Here is a 24085-nt window from a genome sequence, read left to right as displayed (position 1 = left end):
CAGGAAGGGCGACGGCGAACCTGGCGTGAAAACCCTCTGGCTGGGATACCAGCGCATCAGGGATTTTGTTCAGGGCGTCGAGCATATGCGAGCGCTTCATGCGATATGAGTTATGTGTAACGCTATGGCTATACGGGGTCCTCGGTCAGCATCCGCCGAGGGGCGTTCGTCTACATCTACGATGCGAATGGGCGGCAAACGGGCGCGGTGCCCGCTCGCTAGTGCCCCGGCACAGCATACGGTTTCCTGAAGCAGATCCCCGAAGGCGCTCGCCTTTTTTCGCTGACGCTATACTCGATCCCTCGCGTACCGGTTATGCCTTCCCCGTACTTTCCCTCCCCCCGCCCTGGGAACCCATCCGTCGTGAAGAGCGTTCTGGCGGTGCATGCCCGGCTGCGGGAGCGCCTTCCCGGCAACCCTGAAAACCTCCGTGCGACACCCTTTGTCGTTCCGATGTGATCTCATCGCGGCCTGAACCCACGAGGAGCCTGTCTTGAGCCCGAACCCGCTGCCCACCGGTCTGATGCTGGTCCATGGCAACCACCCCGAACACCTGCGCGACCTGCTCGTCGCCTGGGTGCGGCGCTACCCGGTGGCGCCGCTCGAAAGCGAGACGCTGCTGGTGCAGAGCAACGGCGTCGCGCAATGGCTGCGCCTGGCGCTGGCGGCGGACGTCGCCGACGAGGGTTCGGGCGGCTGCGGCATCGCTGCCGGCATCTGCTTCTCGCTGCCCTCGGCCTTCCTGTGGCAGGTGTATCGCGCGGTGCTCGGCCGCGAGCAGGTGCCGGAGACCTCGCCATTCGACAAGTCGCTCCTGCTGTGGCGATTGATGCGCCTCCTGCCCGAGCTGCTGGAGCTGCCCGACTACGCGCCGCTCGGCCGTTTCCTGAAGAGCGACGCCGACCTGCGCAAGCGCTTTCAACTCGCCGAGCGCCTCGCCGACCTCTTCGACCAGTACCAGGTCTATCGCGCCGACTGGCTCGCGGCCTGGGAAGCCGGCGAGGACGTGCTGATCCGCGCCGACGGCGAGCGCCGTCCGCTGGACGCCGGGCAGCGCTGGCAGGCCTCGCTGTGGCGCGCGCTGCTCGCCGACGTCGCGCGCGAGGTCGGCCACAGCGGAGATTCGCTCTCGCGCAACGGGCGCGCCGCGGTCCATGCCGCCTTCCTGCGCCGGGTCGATGACTGGCCCGAGGGCCAGCGCCCGGCAGGGCTGCCGCGCCGGGTGATGGTCTTCGGCATCTCGGCGCTGCCGCGGCAGTCGCTCGAAGTGCTCGCCGCGCTGGCGCGCTGGTGCCAGGTGCTGATGTGCGTGCACAACCCCTGCGAGTACTACTGGGCCGACATCGTCCCCGACCGCATGCTGCTGCGCGCGACGCAGTCCCGCCAGCGCCGCCGCAACGGGATGCCGGCCGCGCTCGACGAGGAGAACCTGCACCTGCACGCGCATCCGCTGCTCGCCGCCTGGGGCAAGCAGGGGCGCGACTTCATCGGGCTGCTCGACGAGCACGACAGCGAGGATGCGCGCGCCGGCTACCTGCAGCGCTTCGCCGACATCCAGAAGCGTATCGACCTCTTCTCCAGCCATGGCGAGTCCTGCCTGCTCAACCAGCTGCAGGACGACATCCGCGCGCTGCGCCCGCTCGCCGAGTCGCGCCCGCTCTGGCCCGCGGTCGCGCCGGCGGACGACTCGATCCGCTTCCACGTCGCGCACAGCGCGCAGCGCGAGGTCGAGATGCTGCACGACCAGCTGCTCGCCGCCTTCAACGCCGACCCGACGCTGCGCCCGCGCGACGTGGTCGTCATGGTCCCCGACATCGAGGCCTACGCGCCGCACATCCAGGCGGTGTTCGGCCTCATCGACAGCCGCGACGCGCGCTTCATCCCGTTTTCGATCGCCGACCAGGGGCGCCGCCACCACGACCCGCTGGTCAACGCGATCGCCCGGCTGCTCGAACTGCCGAGCTCGCGGCTGGCGGTCAGCGACGTGCTCGACCTGATCGAGGTCCCCGCGCTGCGCGCGCGCTTCGCGATCGCCGACGACGACCTGCCGCTCCTGCAGCGCTGGATCCGCGGCGCCCAGGTGCGCTGGGGGCTGCACGCCGAACACCGCGCGAGCCTCGGCCTGCCGAATCCGCCGGCCGGCAACACCTGGCAGTTCGGCCTCAGGCGCATGCTGCTCGGCTACGCGAGCGGTGCCACCGGTGGCGCCTGGAACGGGATCGAGCCCTTCGACGAGATCGGCGGACTCGACGCCGCCGCGCTCGGCCCGCTCGCGCAACTACTGGACCGGCTCGAAGCGACGTGGACGCTCTTCCGCCAGGAGGCGACCCCGTCCGAATGGTGCGAGCGATTGCGTGCGCTCTTGGCCGACTTCTTCCGCGCCGAGGAAGGCGAGGACGCCTACACGCTGCAACAGCTCGATGCCGCGCTCGAAGGCTGGCGCGAGGCCTGCGCGCAGGGCGGGCTGGCCAGCCCGCTGCCGCTGACGGTGGTTGGCGAGCACTGGCTTGCCCAGCTCGAGGACGGCGGCCTGTCGCGGCGTTTCTTCGCCGGCGCGGTGACCTTCGCGACGCTGATGCCGATGCGCGCGATCCCGTTCCGCCAGGTCTGCCTGCTCGGCCTCAACGACGGCGACTACCCGCGCACGCGGGTGCCGATGGACTTCGACCTGATGGGGCGCGACTACCGCCCGGGCGACCGCTCGCGGCGCGAGGACGACCGCTACCTGTTCCTCGAAGCGCTGCTCTCGGCGCGCGAGCGCCTCCTGATCTCGTGGGTCGGCCGCTCGATCAACGACAACAGCGTGCGCCCGCCGTCGGTGCTGGTCGGCCAGTTGCGCGACCACCTGGCCGCCGGCTGGAAGCTCGCCGGCCACGAGGACGAGCCGGAAGCGCTGCTCGCCGCACTGACCGTCGAGCATCGCCTGCAGCCCTTCAGCCCGGCCTACTTCCCGGCGAATGCAGAAGCGTCGCCGCTGTTCACCTACGCGCGTGAATGGCGCATCGCCGACGATGCTGTGCCGGATTCGGCTGTGTCCGGGCTGCTGCCGCCGCTCGTCCGCAGCGAGCCGCTGCGCATCGCCGAACTCGCCGATTTCCTGCGCGACCCGGTCAAGGACTTCTTCCGCAAGCGCCTGCACGTCCATTTCGCCGCCGACAATCCGGCCAGCGAGGACCAGGAGCCCTTCGACCTCGACGGCCTGCAGAAATGGGGGCTGTGGAACGAGCTGATCGCGCGCCAGGCGGAGGCGCTCGCCGCCGGACGTCCGCGCGAGGAGGCGCTGGCCGCGACGCTGGCGTCGATCGAGCGGCGCGGGCAACTCGCCGCCGGCGCCTTCGCGCGGTTGATGGCCGCCGAACTCGCCGAGCCGATGGCCGACATGTTCGAGCGCTACGCCAAGGGGCTCGCCGAGTGGCCGACGCCGGCGCCGCACGACGGCGAGGTCCGCTACCGCAGCGCCGCGACCACGAACGCCACTTCGATCGCGATCGAGGACTGGCTGCGCGACCTGCGCGTCGACGGCGATGGCCGGCGTGCCCGCGTCGTCCTCGAAACCAGCGACGCGGTGAAGAAGGGGAAGTACCAGCGCCACACCCTGATCAAGCACTGGGTGGCGCACCTCGCCGGGCACCTCGCCGGCGAACCGCTGACGACGCTCGTGGTGAGCAAGGCCGGTGACGTCCGCTTCGAGCCGCTGCCTGCCGACGCCGCCCGCGCCGAGATCGAGACCCTGCTCGCCGCCTGGCAGGAGGGGATGCGCCGGCCGCTGCCGCTGGCGGTGAAGACCGCGTTCGCCTTCCTCGACAACGCCAGCAACCTGCGCGCGATCTACGAGGGCGGCTACAAGCTCGAAGGCGAAGTCGAATCCAGTCCCTACCTGCAGCGCGCCTGGCCCGATTTTGCCTCGCTCACTGAAAGTGGTGAATTCGAGCGCCTCGCCGGGCAACTGCTCGGCACGCTCTTTGATGCGACTTTCAGGAAGAAGGGCGCCAAGCCCGCAGGAGAACCGGCATGACCCCCACGCAACTCGAAGCGCTGCGCTTCCCGCTCCACGGCAGCCGCCTGATCGAGGCCAGCGCCGGCACCGGCAAGACCTACACGATCGCCGCGCTCTACCTGCGCCTCGTCCTCGGCCATGGCGAGGTGGATGAACATGGGAACAGCGCCGCCTTCCACCGGCCGCTGACGCCGCCGGAAATCCTCGTCGTCACCTTCACCGATGCCGCGACCAAGGAACTGCGCAACCGCATCCGTGAACGGCTCGACCAGGCCGCGCGCTGGTTCCTCGCCGACGATATGGACGAGGGCGCCGACGTTGACGCCAACGCTGACCACTTCCTGCGTGAGCTGCGCGCGGGCTACCCGGCCGAGGCCTGGTCGGCGCAGGCGCGCAAGCTGCAGCTGGCGGCCGAGTGGATGGACGAGGCGGCGGTGTCGACGATCCACAGCTGGTGCAACCGCATGCTGCGCGAGCACGCCTTCGACAGCGACAGCCTGTTCACCCAGCGGCTCGAAACCGACCAGGAGGATCTCCTCGCCGAGGTCGCGCGCGACTACTGGCGGACCTTCATGTATCCGCTCGCGGAAGATTCGGCCCAGGTCGTCAAGGGCTGGTGGGCGTCGCCCGACGAGCTGCTCGATGCCGTGCGCCAGCTCCTGCCGCACGCCGAACTGCTCGCGGCCAGCGCCGAGCCGGCGGCAGCGCTGGCGGCTGCGCAGCAGGAAAAGCTGCGCGTCCTGGGCGAACTGAAGGCGCCCTGGGCAAAGTGGCGCAAGGAGCTGCAGGAACTCCTCGACGACGCGCGCGACGGCAAGCGCTTCAACGGGACGAAGCTCAAGAAGAACAACTACGACGACTGGCTCGCCAAACTGGAGGCCTGGCGCGACGATCCGCAGCAGGTGCGTCCCGACTTGAGCGACAGGGCTTGGGAGCGGCTCACGCCGGCCGGGCTGGCCGAAGTCTGGAAGGACGGACCGCCGCCGGATCACCCGGCGCTGGAGGCCATCGCCGCGTTGCCGGCACAACTCGCCGTACTCCCCGACGCGCGCGGCGACATCCTCCGCCACGGCGGGCGCTGGATCTCCGCGCGCTTTGCCGACGAGCAGGCGCGCCGTGCGCAGATGGGTTTCAACGACCTGCTCACCCGGCTCGATGGCGCGCTCTCCGGGGCCAACGGCGCGCGCCTCGCCGAAGTGATCCGTACGCAGTTCCCGGTCGCGCTGATCGACGAGTTCCAGGATACCGACGCCGTCCAGTACCGCATCTTCGACGCCGTCTACCGCGTCGAGGCCAACGACGAGAGGACCGCGATTGTCCTCATCGGCGACCCCAAGCAGGCGATCTACGCGTTCCGCGGCGCCGACATCTACACCTACCTCGCCGCGCGCGCAGCGACCGCAGGCCGGCTGTACACGCTGCTCTGCAACTACCGCTCGACCACGGCGATGGTCGCCGCCAGCAACCGCTGCTTCGAGTTCGCCGAATCCCGCGCGGCGGGCGAGGGCGCCTTCCTCTTCAGACGCGACGGCGAGAACCCCATCCCCTTCTTCGCCGCGACCGCCAATGGCCGCAAGGACGTGCTCGCCGCCGCCGGCGAGAAGCTGCCGGCGCTCTCGGTCTGGCGCCTGCCGCCGGCCGACGACGGCGAGGCAATGGCGAAGGGCGCCTACCTCGAACAGATGGCCGAGATCTGCGCGAGCGAGATGGTCCGCCTGCTCAACCTCGGCCGCGACGGCGAGGCCGGCTTCTTCGCAGACGGCGAGTTGCGCCCTGAGCGTTCGCTACGTCCCGCCGACCTCGCGGTGCTGGTGAACAACCGCAACGAGGCCGACGCGATCCGTGCGGCGCTGTCGCGCCGGCGCGTGCGCAGCGTCTATCTGTCGGACAAGGACTCGGTGTTCCGCCGTCCCGAGGCCTTCGACCTGCAGCTCTGGCTCACCGCCTGCGCCGACCCCGACGACGGCGGCGCGCTGCGCGCCGCGCTGGCGACGCGCACGCTCGGCCTCGACTGGGCCGCGCTCGACCGCTTCAACCACGACGAGATCACCTGGGACGACACGGTGCTGCAGTTCCGCGGCTACCGCGATTGCTGGCGCAGGCAGGGCGTGCTGCCGATGCTGCGCCGCCTGCTCAACGACTTCCGGGTGCCGGCCCGCCTGCTCGCCCAGGGCGGCGAAGGCGAGCGCAGCCTGACTGACGTGCTCCACCTCGCCGAACTCTTGCAGCAGGCGAGCGCACTGCTCGACGGCGAACACGCGCTGATCCGCCACCTCGCCGAACAGCGCAGCGAAGAGGATGGCAGGGCCGACGTGCACCAGATCCGGCTGGAGAGCGACGCCGACCTGGTGCAGGTGATCACCATCCACAAGTCGAAGGGGCTCGAATACCCGCTCGTCTTCCTGCCCTTCGCCTGCGCCTTCCGTGCCACCAAGGCCGACGACCTGCCGCTCAAGTGGCATGACGAGGACGGCGCCCTCCGGCTCGCGCTCGCCGACGAGGGCGATATCCTCGAACGCGTCGACCGCGAGCGCCTCGGCGAGGACCTGCGCAAGCTCTACGTCGCGCTGACGCGCGCGCGCTACGCGACCTGGATCGGCGTCGCGCCGGTCAAGGAACTCGAACGCAGCGCTTTCGGCTACCTGATCGGCGGCGATCTGCAGCAGGGAGTCGACGATCTGGCGGCCGGACGCCCCGAGCTCGCGGTGATCGATTCGCCGACCGCGAGCGACGAGACTTACCGCGGCGACGGACTGATCGTGCACGAAGGCCCGGCGCGGATGCCCGTGCGCTCCTTGCGCGAAAACTGGTGGATCGCCAGCTATTCGGCGCTCGGCAGCGCCGCCGCTGCCGACACGCCCGACGAGGACGTCTTCCGCGAGGCGGAGGCTGCCGAGCGCTCGACGCGCTTGGAAGTGGCTCCCTTGCCGGCCGCCGTTGCTGCTACCACCACGCCTTCGCGCGGGCTGCTGCACGACTTCCCGCGCGGCGCCGCGGTCGGCACCTTCCTGCACGACCTGCTCGAATGGTCGGCCACCGAGGGTTTTGCGCGCGTCGCCGAGTCGCGGGCGCCGGTCCGCGACGCGATCGCCCGCCGCTGCGCGGTGCGCGGCTGGGAGCGCTGGATCGACCCGCTCACCGACTGGCTGCAGGATTTCCTGCGCCAGCCGCTTCAGGCCGCCGGCGGCGAATCCTTCGCGCTGGCCGGGCTCGACACCTTCGTCGCCGAGATGGAATTCTGGGTCGCCGTGCATGAAGTCGACCTCAGGGAGCTCGACGCGCTGGTCGTCCGCCAAACCCTCGGTGCTGCCGGGCGTCCGCAACTGCTGCCGGGGCAACTCAACGGCATGCTGAAGGGCTTCATCGACCTGATCGTCGAGCACGAGGGCCGCTATTACGTGATCGACTACAAGTCGAATCGGCTCGGCGCCGACGATGCCGCCTACACGGCCGAGGCGATGGCGCAGGAGGTCCTCGCGCACCGCTACGAGCTGCAGTACGTGCTTTACCTGCTCGCGCTGCATCGCCTGCTCAAGCTGCGCCTGCCCGATTACGACTACGACCGCCATGTCGGCGGCGCGCTCTACCTGTTCCTGCGCGGCAGCCAGTCGCCCGGTCGCGGCGTCCATGCCGAGCGTCCGCCGCGCGAACTGATCGAAGCGCTCGACCGCCTGTTTACCGCTCAAACCGCCCGGGAGGCTGCATGAGTCACCTGACCGACAACGCCCACGTGCGCGCGCTGATCGCGCGCTGGACCGAGCACGGCTGGCTGCGCGCGCTCGATGGCGCCTTCGCCGGTTTCCTCGCCGACGAGGTGCCCAACGCGCCGCCGCTGCTGCTGCTCGCCGCCGCGCTGGCCAGCCACCAGCTCGGCCGCGGCCATCCCTGCCTCGACCTCGAACAGACGCTGGCCGACCCGGGCTTCGCGCTGTCGCTGCCGCCCGAAGGCAGCCTCGGTAGCGCCGGCGAAGAGGCACCGCCGCTGCCGTCGGCCGTGCTCGCATCGGTCAGCCTCGCCGACTGGCAGGCGGCGCTGGTGCATCCGCAACTGGTCGGCGACGGTCCGGGAGCGACGCCGCTGGTTCGCGTCGGCGCACGGCTCTACCTGCGCCGCTACTGGCAGTACGAGCAGTCGGTGCGCGCCGGGATCGACGCGCGCATCGCGACGCCCCTGCCCCTGCGCGAGGCGGTGCTGCGCGCGGCGCTGTCGGTGCTGTTCGCGCAGGATCCGGCGCTGCAACCCGACTGGCAGAAGCTCGCCTGCGTGCTGGCCGCACGCAGCGCCTTCGCCATCGTCACCGGCGGACCGGGGACCGGCAAGACGACGACCGTCGTCCGCCTGCTCGCCGTGCTGCAGTCGATGGCGCTCGCCGATCCCGCCGGGCGCGCGCTGCGCATCCGCCTCGCGGCGCCGACGGGAAAGGCGGCGGCGCGTCTCAACGAATCGATCGCCGGCGCCGTTGCCAGGCTCGACCTCGCAGCCCTGTCCGACGGCGACGCGGTGCGCGCGGCGATCCCGGTCGAGGTGACGACGCTGCACCGCCTGCTCGGCACCCGTCCCGACACCCGCCACTTCCGCCACCACGCCGGCAACCCGCTACCGGTCGATGTGCTCGTCGTCGATGAGGCATCGATGGTCGACCTGGAGATGATGGCGGCCGTCCTCGCCGCCTTGCCGCAAAGCGCGCGCCTGATCCTCCTCGGCGACAAGGACCAGCTCTCCTCGGTCGAGGCCGGCGCCGTGCTCGGCCAGCTGTGCAGCCGCGCCGAAGCTGCGCACTACACCCCGGCGACCGTCGCCTGGCTCGCCGGCATCGACGAGCTTGGCGGGCAGATTCCCGCCGAGCTCGTCGATGCGGAAGGGACGGCGCTCGACCAGGCGGTCACCATGCTGCGCCACAGCTACCGCTTTGACGACCGCAGCGGCATCGGCCAGCTGGCCAGGGCGGTCAATGCCGGCAAGGTCGAGGCACTGCGCAGCGTGCTCGCCTCAGGCCATGCCGAACTTGCCCGCGTCGTGCTGGCGCAGTCCGGGCAGGCGGCGCTGCGCCGGCTCGTCATCGACGGTGCGTCTGCACCATCTTCGCCGTCGGCAGCCGATCGGCCCGCGACCAAAGCGCCGGTCGGCTACCGCCATTACCTCGCGACGCTGCACGCGACGCGCCCGCAGCCCGGAGCAGGGCAGGATGAGACCGACGACTGGGCGCGCCGCGTCCTCGCCGCGCACGGCCGCTTCCAGATGCTCTGCGCCCTGCGCCGCGGCGCCTGGGGCGTCGAGGGACTCAACCGGCAGATCGCCGGCTGGCTCCACGAGGAAGGCCTGATCCCCGCCGCCGACGGCTGGTACGCCGGCCGTCCGGTGCTGGTCACGCGCAACGACTACGGGCTCGGGCTGATGAACGGCGACATCGGCATCACGCTCGACTTGCCGGGAAGCGAAGGCGCCCTGCGCGTCGCCTTCCCCGCGGGCGACGGCAGCGGCGGCATCAAGTGGGTGCAGCCAAGCCGCCTGCAGGCCGTCGACACCGTCTATGCGCTGACCGTGCACAAGTCGCAGGGCTCCGAATTCGAACACGCGGCGCTGGTCCTCCCCGACCGGCTCAACCCGATCCTGACGCGCGAACTGGTCTACACGGGAATCACCCGCGCCAAGCGCTGGTTCAGCCTGCTCGAAGCGGGCGAGCCCGCCGTGCTGGAACAGGCGGTGCAGCGGCGGGTGTTGAGGGTGAGTGGGTTGATGGCGGCGTGAAATTCGATTCAACGCCCCCGCTGGCTGAGTGCGGAGGTTTCACTGGCGGGATCACCGCCTTCTCCGCACTGGAATACGGCAGCAAGAAGAAGCTGGTCTACCGAGATCGATTTTTGGTCGAGATCAAGGTGGTGAAGCCGTGGTCGCATCTGCTGGAAGCGCTGAAGCGAGTCTATCCGAAGGGAGCGCGTGGTTGCCCCGGAGCGACCCAGAGCGGATTCCGCGACTTTAGTCAGTTCGTTGGCATTGACCTCGCCCGCGAAGCAGCCCCTGATATGACAACGCTGCTCAAGTTCCTTCGATGTCTCGAAACCACGATCTCACTGATACGATCGCCAATCGCGACCTGAAAGCAAGAAGTTGGATAAAAGGGCTGAAAAGCTCAGACTAGGGATCGAAAATCAGAAAATCAACCGATAAATCGCAAAATAGTGATCTAAATATTCGCGCGGCTTGCCTAGTCAGATTGGTTATTTTTCTGGCTTTCCCCATTGCCATAAATCCGGTATGATCAGAGAATGGCATGCCAAATGTTGCTTTCAGTCGGTGACAACATTCGCTTTCGGCATCTTTGCCGTTCGCTGAAGCCCCTGGCGACCGCGGAACCTGGCGCTCGTGGCGTCACCACAGCGCTTCTGGCCCGCTGGATGGCCAGCATGACGCCCAACCTCCCTCGCCCCACCTCCGAATTATCACTTCAGCACCATCCGGCCGTAGAGAGGTTTGTGTGCTGGTTAAATGGCGCGGATATCCTCGCCGGCGCGTACTGGCTCAGTTCTGCGTATGCATTCTTGGTGGGGAAGGACCAGCGCAAGTGGCAGGCCATGTACTTTACCCCACCGCATCTCGCGCAACGGCTCTTGGATAACGCAAACGACCGTCTTCTTGACGGTCCGATCATTGACCCGGCGTGTGGAGGCGCTGCATTTTTGGCGCCCGCTGCCGTTCGGATTATGCAGGAGCTCGAACGGAAAGGGCTCTCGAGTTCCCAAATCCTTGCCCACATCGAAGCCAACGTACACGGTGTGGACATGGACGCCTTCCTCTGCCAGCTATCCGTCACCTTCCTTCGCATGGTCCTATCGAGGCACATCGAAGCAGCCAGTTACGATCCAGAGTTTCGAGTGACAACCGGTGACGGACTCGTTCTTAGTGCCTTGCCCTCTGGCTCGTATGGCCTAGTCCTATGCAATCCGCCTTACCGCAAGATGACCCGAGCAGAAACGGGTCCATACTGCGCCGAGTACGGCAAGTTGATGCGGGGGCAGCCTAACCTCTACACCTTGTTCATCGGCCGTGCCATGTCATTGCTCCGGGTCTCGGGGACTGCCGTGTTCCTCACTCCGATGAGCTTTCTATCCGGACAATCGTTCACGCCTATCCGCCGGCATCTGACGTCGCACGGTGCCATCAAGCAGATTGACCTGATTCACGACAAGACAGGCGTGTTTCTTGGCGCGGAGCAGGACTCAGCAATCACGGTGTGGCAGCGAAACCCAACGGACGCATACACCTCTGATATTTATATTCTGGTGCGAGATGGCTCATGGAAGCTGACCGGACGGCCGAGGCTGGGTACGTCGGACGCGCCTTGGCCCCTGCCCCGTGAGGAAGGGGACGCCGAGTTGCTATCCCTTTTTCGGGATACCACTCACACCTTGTCGTCCTACGGCTATGCGGTGCGGACTGGCTGCATCGTCATACACAGAAATCAGCGCGTGCTTTACCAGAAGCGCCCAGGGACAGCGCAACGAGGCCGCGTCTTGCCCTTGGTATGGCAGAGCGACATTTCGTCCAACGCCACACTCTGCCTCGATGAGAGGGAGAAGGTCGCTCATCGTTACGTCGATATGCAGACGGTTGGAGCGCCCGGGGTGGTACGTAGGCCAGCGGTCGCCGTACAGCGCGTGACGTCGGATGACCAGCCTCGACGGCTGGTCTGTGCCGTGGTGCCGAACTCCGCGTATGCCGAGTTCGGAGGCGTCGTTGGCGAAAACCACGTGTGCTTCATCGAGCAGGCAAAGGACAAAGTCGCCGTGGATACGGATCTTCTTTGTTCCATTCTGCGCACGCGGACAATCGACAGACTCTTCCGGTGTATGTCTGGAGCCACCAACGTTTCGGCCTACGAGCTCCACTCCTTGCCGCTTCCGGACCCCGAGCGGGTCCAATCTGCTCTGCAAGCAGGCACGCCTTTGGAGGCAGCGGTGAGGACAGCCTTTGACCTTGAAGTGCCTACACCAACTTCAAAAAATCACGAGCGCGTAACCCGACATGGAGAAAATCGACTGCCCTGCTAGGCGTGAGACGACCGAAGGCATTGCAGTCCCTTCGAAGACGTCGATGGTAGGAAACACGCCCGGAGTCTTCGCCCGGCGTTCCGACTTGTCTTTCTTTGCGAACCACGATGACCAAACCCGTCTGGTTCCCAGTGAAGCCATCGAACGGTTGGTGTCCCTGTACCTGCAGGCGGCAAAGGAAAAGACAGCCCATGTAGCTCTCGTATGGCCGGGAGCTCTCTCCGCCATCCCCCTCCTTCACAGCCTCGCATGCTTCCGTCTTTGGGAGGATGGATACAAACGGGGCGTTCGCGGCCTCTACTACCCTAGCAAGCGAAACTCCTTCCACGCGCTGAACCACGTATTTATCAGTCGTTCCGGCTTGGTGGGGCTGGCGAACCGCGTTTTCGAGCCGTGCGATGGCAGTACCAACGAACAGGTGCACGAAAGCCTACGGTCGAAGGATAGCTTTCTATTCGCTGTCAACAGTCAGAGGAAAGAGCTAGCGGAAGCGAGCCTTAGGCCCTGCATCAACGAACTTCTTCCGCACTTCAATCAAGAGACCCCCGCCCAGGGCTGGGTGAGCTACTCAGACCACTTTTTCTTTCGTCTCAAGTCCAAGCTCTGCGGCAGGAAACAAGCCACTGCGTTGAAACAATGCGTTTTCCCTGAGCTCGGGAATCCGCAGTACGCACCGGACGCCTTATTCGCGCTGGGCCATCGTTTGCCTCATGACTCCTTGGCCGGCGCACTGCGGACCTTGCGCAAAGTAGGGCTCCCGGACGTTGTGCTCATTGATGGCTCCTGGAACTCCATCCGGTCCGTGAAAGGTTGGCAACAACGGGTTGTCGGCCTCATCCGTTTGCTCCGCGAGATGTTCAAGGAGCATTGCCCCGGTGTACTCGTGGTCATGGACGAACCTCGGCATATGAGCTGGCTCCAGGCCGCCCTCCTTCGGGATAACGACGAGCCCCCCTCTCGGGTTCGCCTGCAGCAGCACGGGTTCGTCTACACGGCGGTCGGGCTTGGCCTCGAACCGAAGACAGGCGAAAGGTGCCACCCAGTGGCCAATTGCAGGGTTCGTGTGGTAGTCACTGATTTCGAGGTCGGCGACGTTATCGACAAGCTCTACCACAGCGCAAAGAGATTGGAGGCTCAAGGGCACGACGCCTCCTCCCTGTGGCACGTGACGAACTTCCTTGCGAAGCTGTCTCACCTCCCCGGCAGCTCGATGATCCTGATGAACGAGCTGCATCGGCGCGACGCACCCCCGAGCGCCATAGGTGCGTTCGATTGGCTCCATCACAAGGTTCCTCTGCTCGAGTTCATGCGCAGTGGCGATGCTCTCGATGAGCGACCTCTGGTTGAAGAACTCTTGCGGAAGGCCGACCGCCTGGTTGAGGCCTATCGGAACAACACTCCGCTGGGCTTGCGCGTGGAGTCTGAAGTCCAGGCCGCGTTTCAGGCTGGACGCAATGTCTCCGTCGTGGTTCGCAATCCCTTGCACAAGTCGGTACTGCAGTCCTTCCTCGTACGAGCTGGAGGTAATGCACGTCCGCCTCATCCAACTGCCCAGGTTGTCGCAGCCGGTCAGCTCGCTGGAGGCGTGCTAGAAGGCGACACGCTCATCTACGCGGATATGAGTGCCGCAATCCTGCGTGACATTGTTTGCGGAACGTTCTCTGGGTTCGAAATGGTCGTCGCGTTGACCGCTCCTATGGCGTGGCAGCTCAAGCACACGCTTGACCCATTGCTCCTGATGCCAGAGTTCGCTGCCTTCCACGAGCGGCTGAAACAAGTTCTCGATGACATCGAGCGGCAATTCGCGGGGGCGGGAGCATCCTTGCTTCAAGACATTGAGTTCCGTCAGCCGGTCTTCAAGTTGACGACCTACGAGGAGAACGATGCCAGTGTGTCGGATGCGGAAGCGGTTCTCGTCGAACTCGAAAACGGGTTACTGCTGCGCCGCGGGCTGCATTCGCGGACATACGTCTATGACCCGGATCGGGCGGCTGATGGCTATTCGGGCTTTCATCCCATAGAGGTCGAGAATCTGCAGGTCGGCCAACAAGTGTTTGTCATGTCTGGCGAGCTGCGGGAGCTAATCGAGGCTTCGTTGCATGAGAGAGGATTCGCCACAGGCAAGCACCTCGAGTTCGAGGAAGGTCTGCGACTCTACCACGAGCGAGTCCGGACCCAGGCCAACCGGCTGTTTCAGGGGAACAGGGCCGCACAAGCGCGAATGCTGCGTGACAAGATTCTCCGGCGCGACGCGAGACTCGAACCGGAACTGGGCAATGTCTATCACTGGCTTAACCTGGCGAATTCAAGCGAGACACCGTTCGAGGAGCTGGCCCCGCAGGCTCCGCGTCACTTCAACGCCTTTCGAGCGTTCTGCCAAGAGCTGAGGTTCTCGGACGTGGAGATTCAATGGTTCTGGGACTTCATCATCCGACCATTGCGAGGGCGCCGCCGCAAGGATGGCCGGTGGCTGAGCGATATCTACTCTCGCATCTTGTTCGATCCAGACTCTGCCATCGCCTACATGGGACTCTCAGCCGCAACCATCAACTCTTTGCGGCAAAAGGCCTTGGAGAACGTGTTCTCCGTCTTGGAAGTTGTTCCTCCTGAACCCATCGTAATTTGAGGTGACCATGACGCTGTTGCGCGCTAACCCGCAAGAGATTGACACCTCCTTGAAGGAGGCTGTTGCCGACTCCTTCCTCAACATCCTTTACGCCCGCATATCAGGCGGTGGCGATTTTGGCCGCACGGTGTATGGCGCGAAGCCGAGCAGTTGCTTGGTATCAGGGTTCCTGCTACCTCGACGCGCGGTCGACGACGGTGATGAGGTCACAAGTCCGATATGGATATCCGGTCATGGTTTGGACTTTCAGGTCGCCAAGGATGGCCAGAGCATAATTCGGGTGGCGCCGCGGCTGAGCGTTTACGTACGGGTCTTCCCCACAGAGCGTGACTTACGCGAGCGGGATGATTGTCGGTTCCAACTCCGAATGCGCCATGAGGTGGCCACCCGCTTCCGGAAAGCGATCAAGGATGCGCTCAACGCGGCATGGGAACCACTCAGCGCACAGTACAAGACTCGATTCGCCTGCCCGATGTGGAAGCAGATCCAGGATGAGGTCCAAGACAGAGTCCGTAAAGAGTTTGGCCTGCCGCCAATGCTTCCCCTAGTTCCGCGACCTGTCACCGAGGCGGCCCTTGAGAACGCCCAATCTGCTGCGGAAGTGCCAGATGGCGAAGAGATGCCCGAGATTGTGCGCCCAACCGAGGAACAGATTCCCCAACTGCGAGACGAAGACTTCGAACCCCTTGAGGTCCCTCTCAAGTGGTTTCGCTTGGACGTGGCGCTACCGGCTCTCGAACTCAATGTGCGAGCGCCCGGCGCAGAGCGAGAACAGGCACTTGCCGCACACGAGACAGCCATGGAGGCAGCCATCCACGCGCATCTCCGCGCGTGGCTTGAAGACACTGATCCAGAAACAGGCGGAAAGCTCTGGGCATACCGCCAGCAGACGCGAATCTTGCCGAGTGCGTTTCAGGACTGGCCAAAGTGTCTCGCCAAGATAAGAGCGAGTAGCGCCCCACCGGCCGTGCCAATGTTCAAGGTGCGGTGGGATATCGAGGTCACCCCAGACTGGATTGAGCCTTCGCGGCTCAACGTGCACCTCGCCCTCGAGAACCAATCTGAAATTCCGTCGAGGAACAGCGACGAGGTTGAACCGGCCTTCTTCCAAGTCGGCCTCGAAGTGACTGTGCCGAAGGCTGAGCATCGCAGGCTCAAGCTCGAGCGTGTCAATCCGTCCTATCGATACAACCAGCACCTGAGCTACGGGGCCATCGGCTACAACGGCGGCGTACAGGAGCAAGCGCATACCGAAAACGAGGTGCGTTTGGCGACAACATGGTCACCGCGCTACCAACAGCCACGCATCGTCCCGAGTTCCTATCCCGGGGTGGTTCGCAACATTCGCGCCCAATCCAAGCCTGAGGGCCTCAGTGGCCTCACTCCCATCCCGGATGCCTTCGCCGCCTGGCTCGAGGAATTGCCGAAGCAGGTCAATCTCGAGACCGGCATTGAAGGTGATGCCCAAGCCATCGCCCGTGAGCAAGGCCAGTTTCAACATGATCTCGCACGGTGGAAGCTCGAGGAGTCGGCCATTCGGGCCGGACTCACCATCCTTCAGGAATCCAGCAAGTTCTGGAAAAAGCGGGGCAAGCAAGAGGACGTGAGGGCTGCTCCATTCGAAGCTTGGCTTGCGATGAACGAGGCGATGGCCAACCTGATGAAACTACGACTCCGGGATGACTCCGCCCAATGGCGCCTCTTCCAGATGGCCTTCATCTTGGCGAACCTCCCGGCCACTACCACGCGAATCCCGGAGTTTGCGCACCACTATGTCGCTACCCGGGACGATGCAGTGACTCTGCTCTACTTTCCCACCGGTGGCGGTAAATCGGAAGCCTTCTTCGGCCTGCTGCTCTTCACCTTGTTTCTCGACCGACTGCGAGGAAAGGGACTGGGCGTCACGGCGATGATTCGGTACCCTCTTCGCCTGCTCACGATTCAGCAAGCCCAGCGTGCCGCGCGAGTGCTTGCCCAAGCGGAGCTTGTCCGGCTCGATCAAGGCTATGGTGGACAGCCATTCTCCATCGGGTTCTGGGTCGGAAGCGGAGGCTCGCCCAACTGGCATAGCAGTAAAGGGGTCACGGACGTTCCGGTTATCGATTCCGTGAGCCAGACCGAAGACGAGCTGCGGGACTCGGATGCCAATTACGATGCCGCCAACAAGGCGTGGAACAAACTGCCTTTTTGTCCCTTTTGCGGCAGCCAAACCGGATTGCGACGGTTCCCGTCACGAGGCGGTACGCTGGCGCATATTTGCACGAACCCCGCCTGTCGCTGTAACGCAGGCGGAACGGCTCCGCTCCCCTTCTACATCTGCGACGAGGACATCTACGACCTCGCGCCGTCGGTACTGTTGGGTACGGTGGATAAGCTTGCGCTCATCGGTTATTCGGCGAGGACCATCAGATGCATCCTCGGCATGCTTGGCACGGCTCCGTGGTATCAAGCATCGACGGGCCGCCTGCATGTGCCGAGTTGGCAGGACCTGAGGAACGGCCCATCGCGAGACGGCTATGTAGAGCTCTTCCCGGCGTATAAGGACGGAAGGATGCTCTTTTTTGACCCCTTCCCGTCACTCATCGTGCAGGACGAGGCTCACCTCCTCGATGAGTCTCTCGGGACATTCGCAGGACTGTTCGAGTCGACGCTCGACGCCATGCTCGGCTCCATCGGCCGGTGGATGCGAGGCATCGTGGCCTCCACTCCGGACGGCTCGCAACGCCGCCGGGCAAAGGTCATCGCCGCTTCCGCCACTGTCTCCGAACCGGAGCGCCAGCTTGAGCACCTTTACCAACGACACGTGCCGGCGCTCCAGTTCCCGTATCCGGGTCCCAGCCTTCATCGGTCGTTCTACGCCCAGCCAGAGGAGCCGTCGCCGGACGAGACGACACGCTGTGCGCTCGATCCTGACCATGTGGAACTGCGATCGAGACTGGCGCGCATCTACTGCGGGTTCATGACCAACGGACGCCCCCATACAGCGACCACCATCGCCGTTCTCGCGAACTTCCATCTGACGGTCACCGCGCTTTTTGATGCACTCACCGCGGACGACCCGGAGCGCCAACAAGCGGCCCGCACTCAACTGGCCACCCATGTCTCGCCATCGCCAATTCAGGCGGAGCTTGTCGCCAAGCTTCGCCAGGCACCCGTGGAGCAACTAGCGACGCTCATCGACCTCCACCGGATTTCGCTCACCTACGTTACCAACAAGAAGGGCGGCGACCAAATCATGGCAGCCGAATCCGAGGAGGTGCGCAAGCTCCACAAGGCCAACGGCTGGATCCTCGATGCCTTGGTGACCAGGCTGATAACTGGGTCGGTGGAACAAGGGGAGATTCAGCAAACCGTCGAGACGGCACAACGGCGCGTTTCGCCGGGCACGCCGATGCCCCCGCTTCAGGATGCGCTACGCTCCATCATTGCCACCTCCGCCGTTTCGCATGGGGTCGACGTCGAAGAGCTCAACTCGATGTTCTTCGCCGGTATGCCGTCGGACATCGCGGAGTACATTCAGGCCTCGTCCCGAGTGGGCCGGACGCATGTGGGCTTCTGTGTGTTGATCCCCACCCCACAGCGACGCCGGGACCGTTACATCGTTGAGGTATTCGATGTCTTTCACCGCTTCTTGGAGCGTATGGTGCAGCCCGCGGCTATCGACCGATGGGCGACACGGGCCATCATGCGGGTGCTCCCTAGCGTTTTCCAGGCCTGCGTCTGCGGGACCGCCGCAGTCCGCGAGTTCATTCGTGCCGATGATGGCAAGAAGCCTGAGTGGAAGCCCAACGAGTACATCCGCGACTTTCTGCCCGCCTTCAAGCAGGACCCGAAGCAGTTCATCAGCCAAGTCGCTGACTTTGTCTACTTGGCTATCGGCCTCAAAGACGGCTTTGCTCCCCAAGCCGAAGAGTTCTATCGGGCCGAGCTGTACGCCAAGCTCCGACACCTGCTGGAAGACATGGCGCGTCAACAGAATGAGAACAGCTCGCTCGCGGATTTCTTCCGTCAGTTCTCCGACACCCTGCAGAAGCCGATGACATCACTGCGTGACGTCGACCAGGCCGGAACCATCCGGCTTGCGCGGAGAGGGCCGCGTGGCGAGCGGCTGCCGACCGACGTGGTGCGTGAAGTCATGGCCTTTGTTCGCCGCGGATACGCAGAAAGTGGAGACGAAGAATGAACACAAGAAACCGCTATCAGGGCGGCCATGAGGCCGATACTGCGGAACGGCCCGCAGCTCCCACCATGTCGCGCTCGCAAGGTCAGCTTGCCGGCGCCTATGCGCCGGGCGCCTTCTTTACGTTTGAAGGGGGGCTGGGAGCATGTATCGCGATGCCCGACGCGGATGCTCAACACTGGAAGCCAACCCTGAGCCCATCAACGCAGGACCAAATTCTGGCGCGGCTCAATGAGGCGGTTAGCAGTTGGTTCAACCGGGCATACAACTGCCGCCCCGGAGACACCCGCCATCCGGTGCTACCCCAGCTGTGTGTCGATATCACGCTACTCAACAACGACCACACCGGCGTCCAGCCGGTCGACCGTGGGCGCTTCATCTTCGTGGCGCCAACGCATATGGGATACGCGCCGGCACCACTCACGTTCGTCTGCAACGCTTGCGGACTCTTCCGGAGCTTCAGGAGCGTGCTGGAGTTCAATAACAGCAAATCCCAGCTCACCGCCCGCAACTGCCGTGCCAATCTCGGCCGTCGCTGCCAGTGGCGCCAGCTCGACATCGTGTTCGTGCACTGGTCAGGGAACTGGGAACCGGTGATGCCAGGCAAGTATGACTGGGATAAGAACAAGCAGGCGGTACGTGAGCCGATTGACAGGTGTCCCCACTGCCACTCGGAAGACTTCCTGCTTGATACGAGTTCACCGAGCATCGGAAAATGGTTTTTCAAGTGCGCCAACCCGAAGTGCGGGTTCGTGGACGCCAGCGGATGGATGAAGAACGACCGCGAGACCATTGCCGCTCTGCGCGACGAGTTCCAAGGCGACCGCATTTCCGAGGCGCGCATGGAACCCGTGTCCTACCGGGCGTCGTCGACCCACTATGCTTTGTCCGAGCAGTTCGTCCTGTTCGACGCGGAGAGCGGCGACTTGCTGGCACTGCTTGACCCGAGCAAGTCCTCCGCATTGGAGGCCTTCATCGCCGAGCGGTTTGCCTACGGGCAGCTTCGACCATCACCTGCAGAACTGGAGCGGGAGCTGAAGGCGCGCGGGATGGGGCACCTCTGGGACGACTATGCGACCAAAAAGAAGACCGCCGAAACCTTCCGTGAACAGCTCAAGGTGGCGGAGCAAACTGCACCAGATTCTGTGGCTGGCGTCATGCGCGACATGCTGTTTCAAATCGAAAAGGACCTGGCGGACAAGGTGGACGGATGGTTCTCAGGGGCATCTCCCATCCTCAGGCCGGTCACTCAGCTACCTCCGCATCTAACGGCGTTGTTGCACGCGCGCGACCTCTTCTCCAGCCGGTACGATCCCTTCCGACTCGCGGTGGAGCACGAAGCGCTGCGACGGTCCAAGCTTACTGCGCCCAAGAGCACCGGAGGACGGCTTCCATTTGTCCGCTTCACACACCTCGACACTGACCTTGCGCCACAAGATGACACTCGGCGCAAGGAGCAGGAGGACGCGACAGCCCTACTACTCAAGCAACTCGGGGTCGAGACCATGGGACTTATCCGGGAGTTCGACCTGTGCCGGTTTACGTATGGCTATTCGCGGATGCAGGCAGTGCCGACCTTCGAGAAACGCCAGCGCGTGATGCCGGTGCGGTTGAACCTGTTCCCCACGGTGCAGACCGATGGCGGGTCAAAGCACCCAATCTACGTAGTGACCCAAGCCAACGAGGCGTTCTACGTCAAGTTGGACGAGCTGCAGGTCTACCGGTGGCTCAAGGCGCTCAATATCCGTGATGACTTCGACTGGAAGCCTGAAGACGGCCCATTGGGGGCCAGGCTTCTGGAGCGGGCGATGCCATTCGGGCGCTACCTCGACCAAGTCGCTGCCCGCTCGGAGGCTTCCTCATACCTTTACACCTACACGCTCCTGCATTCCTTTTCTCATGTGTTGATGAAAGCGATTGCGGAGCACTCTGGTCTCGACCTCGGCTCTCTCGGCGAATACCTGTTTCCCGCCGACCTGGCCTTCGTGGTCTATCGAAACGGTACCACCATGGACCTCGGCAACCTGTCAGCCCTATGGCGCAACGAGAATGAGCGCTTCCTCCGGCACCTGCTGTTGCCCAAGACGCTGCTCTGCAATTCGGGTTCGCTTTGCGATGCCAACCCCAAGAATCCGGGCGCTTGCCCTGACTGCATCTTGGTCCCTGAGACCGCATGCATCGCTATGAACCAGCTGCTCAGTCGTTCGGTTCTCCGTGGCGGCAATGCGCCCCGCGAGGATGGCAACCACGTCAGCGTCCGCATCCCCGGCTACTTACAAGTAGTGAACAATGTTGTCTGACGCAAGGCGGCACCAAATCTTTGTCAGACTGGCCGCATTCCCGGAAATCGGCAGTGCCTTATGCCGGGCGGCCGCACAAGGCTCGTTTCGACACGAAACCGACCTGCATACTATTTGCGCGCAGCTTGGTGTTTCACAGGGGCAGGCGTATCGGGTGCAAGCGGTTCTGGACTCCGGCGTAGCCGCCGGTGCCTTTGTGGAGGTCTCTCCACTCTCATGGGCTACGATTGCAGATGTTGACTACTCCACCTTGGGGCTGTGGCTGGAAGGCGCAGCCCTCTATTTGGCCGAGGTACATTCTCCCAAGGATAATGTTTCTGTCGTGTTGACTAGGCCGCCAAGTCCGTCCCGGCTTGAGATCCTGCTCAGCGAACTGGGACACCGAACGGTACTTCTCGAAAATACTGGAGAAGTCTTCTCAAACATCGCCAGGGGGGCACGGGAGCGCCTCCTCGTAATGACACCATTCGTCGACGCCTTGGGCGCCCAAACCTTGCTGGAGCTGTTCAAGGGGGCATCTCCCGCCGTAGCCAAGCAACTGGTCTTTCGCTGCCAAGACGGCAAGGCGCCAGCTGTTCTCTTGGAAATCTGGCCCGCACTACAAGCACTCGGTGTGGAGTCCTTTAACTACTGGCTACCCAAGGAACGGAATGGCTTTTACGAGACCTTCCATGCAAAAGTAGTTCTAGCAGACAGCTCCCGCTGCTACGTTGGGTCGGCGAACATGACCAACGCCTCTTTCGCCTATTCGGTGGAACTCGGCTTTCTCGTGGAAGGTGCGTCGGCCCGCACCGTGGGCTGGGTGTGTGACGCAATACGGGGCGTCTCCACTCGATTATGCTGATGAGGCCATTATGGCTCGGCAAGACCAGATGGAAACGCCGTACCGCTGCGGTGTTCCATCCAGCCTTGGCTCAAATGGAAGACTGGTTTTTCGAATCATAGAGGTGACGGCGAAAGTGGTCGGTGCGAACCATGAGAGGCCGATCCTTGTGCGCTTCAATCAATCAGAGGGAGGTTGGTACGCTGCAGGTAGTGGGAGGCATCTGGAGTTTTCGATACACCGGCGCCTGGTTGTACAGCCCCCAGGGCTTCGTACTCAGCCCGCCTCTCCCGCTGGCGGCCGCAGCTTCACCTGCTTGCCCAGATTCTTGCCGAGCCACTGCTTGCTACTGAACCGCTCGGGAATCTTTTCCAAGGCATTCGCGATCTGGTGTCGTCCTTGCCGTGTGGGTCCCGCTTCGTCGCGTTCAGCCTTCGTAATCCCGCGCCAGTCCTTTCAGGTCTACCGGCACCTGGCCATAGCTGACCAGGCACACGTCGAGCGCTTGCTCCCGGACATGGTCGAGCGCGCGCCGGATGGCGTCGGTGATCCATTCGCGCCGGTTGCCGAACACGCCGCCGCCCAGGAGCGTGAGGTAGACGCTGTTGCTGCCGCCGGGCCGGGCCGCATTGAGGATGCCAGCCAGCAGCGTCGCTTCGTAGGCGGCTTCGAGCACGAGGCGCGCGAAGGCTTGCCACAGTTCGGGGGCGCTGTCGCGGTTGTAGCTGACCGGCAGCGCCGAGCAGTAAGCCTGGCTGACGGTGTCCTCCTGCGGTGCGCCTCTTGCCGTGACCTCCACGTCCCAGTGCAGGCCGATGCGCAGGCGGGCGCGCAGCGCGTCGAGCTCCATCGCGCTCGCGGCTTCGAGCGTGGCCTTGAGGGTCTGCAGTGTTTCGGTGTCGGCCAGCGCGTAGCCGTTGCGCATGGTGATGCGTTCGCCGCCGGGCAGTGCCGCGCGCAAGTCGGCCAGCGTGTCGATCTGGCGTTCGCGAGTCTGGCCGATCTGGTCGCCGACCGGCGCGAAGTAGTTGCGGTAGATCGTTCCTGCGCCGGCGGCACGCGCGCAGGCAGGGCCCTGGGTGTGGTCGTGCTCGTAGCCGCTGACGCCGTGTTCCGGCGTCACGTGGTAACCCGGCATCTCGAGCAGGTTGAACTGCGAGGCGACCTGCACCAGCGCGCCCTTGAGTTCGGAGCGGGTATGCAGCTGGTGGGCGTCGGCGGCGATGTTGCGTACGCGCAGGGCGCCGCGGGTGGCGGCGAACTTCGGGCGGGCGTGCTCGCGTAGTTCCGCCAGGCTGTGCGTTTCGAGGCGGCCGATTGCCCAACTGCGGCCGTTGGCCAGCGAGCGCAGGCGCTCGCCCTCGACGCACAGCTGGGCGCGGGTGGCTTCGTAGCCGGTTTCGGCGAAACCGGTCAGTTCGTGGAACCAGGACATGCGGCCTCCATAGGTGCGGTCAGGGCGGAGCAGCGGCGCACGTCGTTGCGCTGCTCCCGGTTTTCGCCCGGGAAAATACTCTAGTGGGCTGGCGAAGGTGCGGTCAATGCCGAATCGCTGCCGATCACTCTCCGGAAAATCGAAGGCCCATCGCCGCGGAGGTCTGTATCATGCGAGCCCTTCAGTCCCTGACATGGGTTCGGCCTTGCGCTGCCGGATCTACGTGGCACGGGTTCATTGCAAAACCGCCGGGAGCGTTGCGATTGTCTGCCTTCTTCGAACCAAGCCTTCAGCCACGCAGCAAGCGCGCGTCCTTGTTCCCAGCCTTGTGTCTGCTGCTGTGCCTGTTCCTTCCTGCCGAAGCGATGGCGATGCAGATTTTCGTCAAGACGTTGACCGGCAAGACGATCACGTTGGAGGTCGAACCTTCCGACATGATCGAAGATGTCAAGGCAAAGATCCAGGACAAGGAAGGCATCCCCCCCGATCAGCAGAGACTGCTCTTTGCCGGCAAGCAACTGGAAGACGGTCGGACCCTGAGCGATTACCCTAAAAACCTCAGTTACCCCACACCGTTTGCATGATTGGGCAGCAAACGGAGTGCTTGGGGTGTCGCGATTGCTGCGAGGGTGCGCTTGAGATGATCGCAACAGCGCAACCAGACCGATGGGGAGG

Annotated in this window: 12 protein-coding genes; 11 read left to right on the top strand and 1 reads right to left on the bottom strand. The window is 64.4% G+C overall.

The genetic code is table 11. The features are described from left to right. The 10 genes from CCR84_RS16910 to CCR84_RS09220 form a co-directional block, all read left to right on the top strand. Positions 1-109: IS4 family transposase (locus CCR84_RS16910; protein ID WP_201211599.1), on the top strand; the 109-nt coding region annotated here is incomplete at its 5' end. Positions 110-493: 384 nt separating this feature from the next. Then, complete coding sequence (gene recC, locus CCR84_RS09260; RefSeq protein ID WP_242508643.1) at positions 494-4015, top strand: exodeoxyribonuclease V subunit gamma; 3522 nt, start codon at positions 494-496, stop codon at positions 4013-4015. Then, on the top strand, positions 4012-7704 hold the full coding sequence (gene recB, locus CCR84_RS09255) for an exodeoxyribonuclease V subunit beta (protein ID WP_201211598.1): 3693 nt from the start codon (positions 4012-4014) through the stop codon (positions 7702-7704). The genes recC and recB overlap by 4 nt, the downstream gene beginning before the upstream one ends. Further along, positions 7701-9746: an exodeoxyribonuclease V subunit alpha gene (recD, locus tag CCR84_RS09250; RefSeq protein ID WP_201211597.1), complete on the top strand. Its 2046-nt coding sequence runs from the start codon at positions 7701-7703 to the stop codon at positions 9744-9746. Before recB ends, recD begins: the two co-directional genes overlap by 4 nt. Then, the gene (locus CCR84_RS09245; RefSeq protein ID WP_201211596.1) at positions 9743-10096 is read left to right on the top strand and encodes a hypothetical protein; all 354 of its coding nucleotides are present in this window, start codon (positions 9743-9745) and stop codon (positions 10094-10096) included. The genes recD and CCR84_RS09245 overlap by 4 nt, the downstream gene beginning before the upstream one ends. A 306-nt stretch (positions 10097-10402) precedes the next feature. Next, on the top strand, positions 10403-12046 hold the full coding sequence (locus tag CCR84_RS09240; RefSeq protein WP_201211593.1) for an Eco57I restriction-modification methylase domain-containing protein: 1644 nt from the start codon (positions 10403-10405) through the stop codon (positions 12044-12046). Then, positions 12021-14672: a hypothetical protein gene (locus CCR84_RS09235; protein ID WP_201211591.1), complete on the top strand. Its 2652-nt coding sequence runs from the start codon at positions 12021-12023 to the stop codon at positions 14670-14672. The genes CCR84_RS09240 and CCR84_RS09235 overlap by 26 nt, the downstream gene beginning before the upstream one ends. A gap of 7 nt (positions 14673-14679) precedes the next feature. Continuing rightward, complete coding sequence (locus CCR84_RS09230; protein ID WP_201211589.1) at positions 14680-18855, top strand: helicase-related protein; 4176 nt, start codon at positions 14680-14682, stop codon at positions 18853-18855. Continuing rightward, on the top strand, positions 18852-21152 hold the full coding sequence (locus tag CCR84_RS09225) for a hypothetical protein (protein WP_201211587.1): 2301 nt from the start codon (positions 18852-18854) through the stop codon (positions 21150-21152). Before CCR84_RS09230 ends, CCR84_RS09225 begins: the two co-directional genes overlap by 4 nt. Continuing rightward, positions 21142-21996, top strand: coding sequence for a phospholipase D-like domain-containing protein (locus CCR84_RS09220; RefSeq protein ID WP_201211585.1), 855 nt, complete (start codon positions 21142-21144; stop codon positions 21994-21996). The genes CCR84_RS09225 and CCR84_RS09220 overlap by 11 nt, the downstream gene beginning before the upstream one ends. 406 nt (positions 21997-22402) lie before the next feature. Here the strand turns inward: CCR84_RS09220 and CCR84_RS09215 are convergent, their stop codons facing one another. After that, on the bottom strand, positions 22403-23410 hold the full coding sequence (locus tag CCR84_RS09215) for a hypothetical protein (protein ID WP_242508642.1): 1008 nt from the start codon (positions 23408-23410) through the stop codon (positions 22403-22405). A gap of 263 nt (positions 23411-23673) precedes the next feature. Here CCR84_RS09215 and CCR84_RS09210 point away from each other — a divergent pair, with 263 nt between their 5' ends. Continuing rightward, complete coding sequence (locus tag CCR84_RS09210; RefSeq protein WP_201211583.1) at positions 23674-23994, top strand: ubiquitin-like protein; 321 nt, start codon at positions 23674-23676, stop codon at positions 23992-23994. The last annotated feature ends 91 nt before the right edge of the window (positions 23995-24085 follow it).

The sequence above is a fragment of the Rhodocyclus purpureus genome (genome assembly GCF_016653115.1).
GTDB lineage: Bacteria > Pseudomonadota > Gammaproteobacteria > Burkholderiales > Rhodocyclaceae > Rhodocyclus > Rhodocyclus purpureus.
Note: the sequence above shows the minus strand (reverse complement) of the source record. Positions and strands in the feature narration are given on the sequence as shown.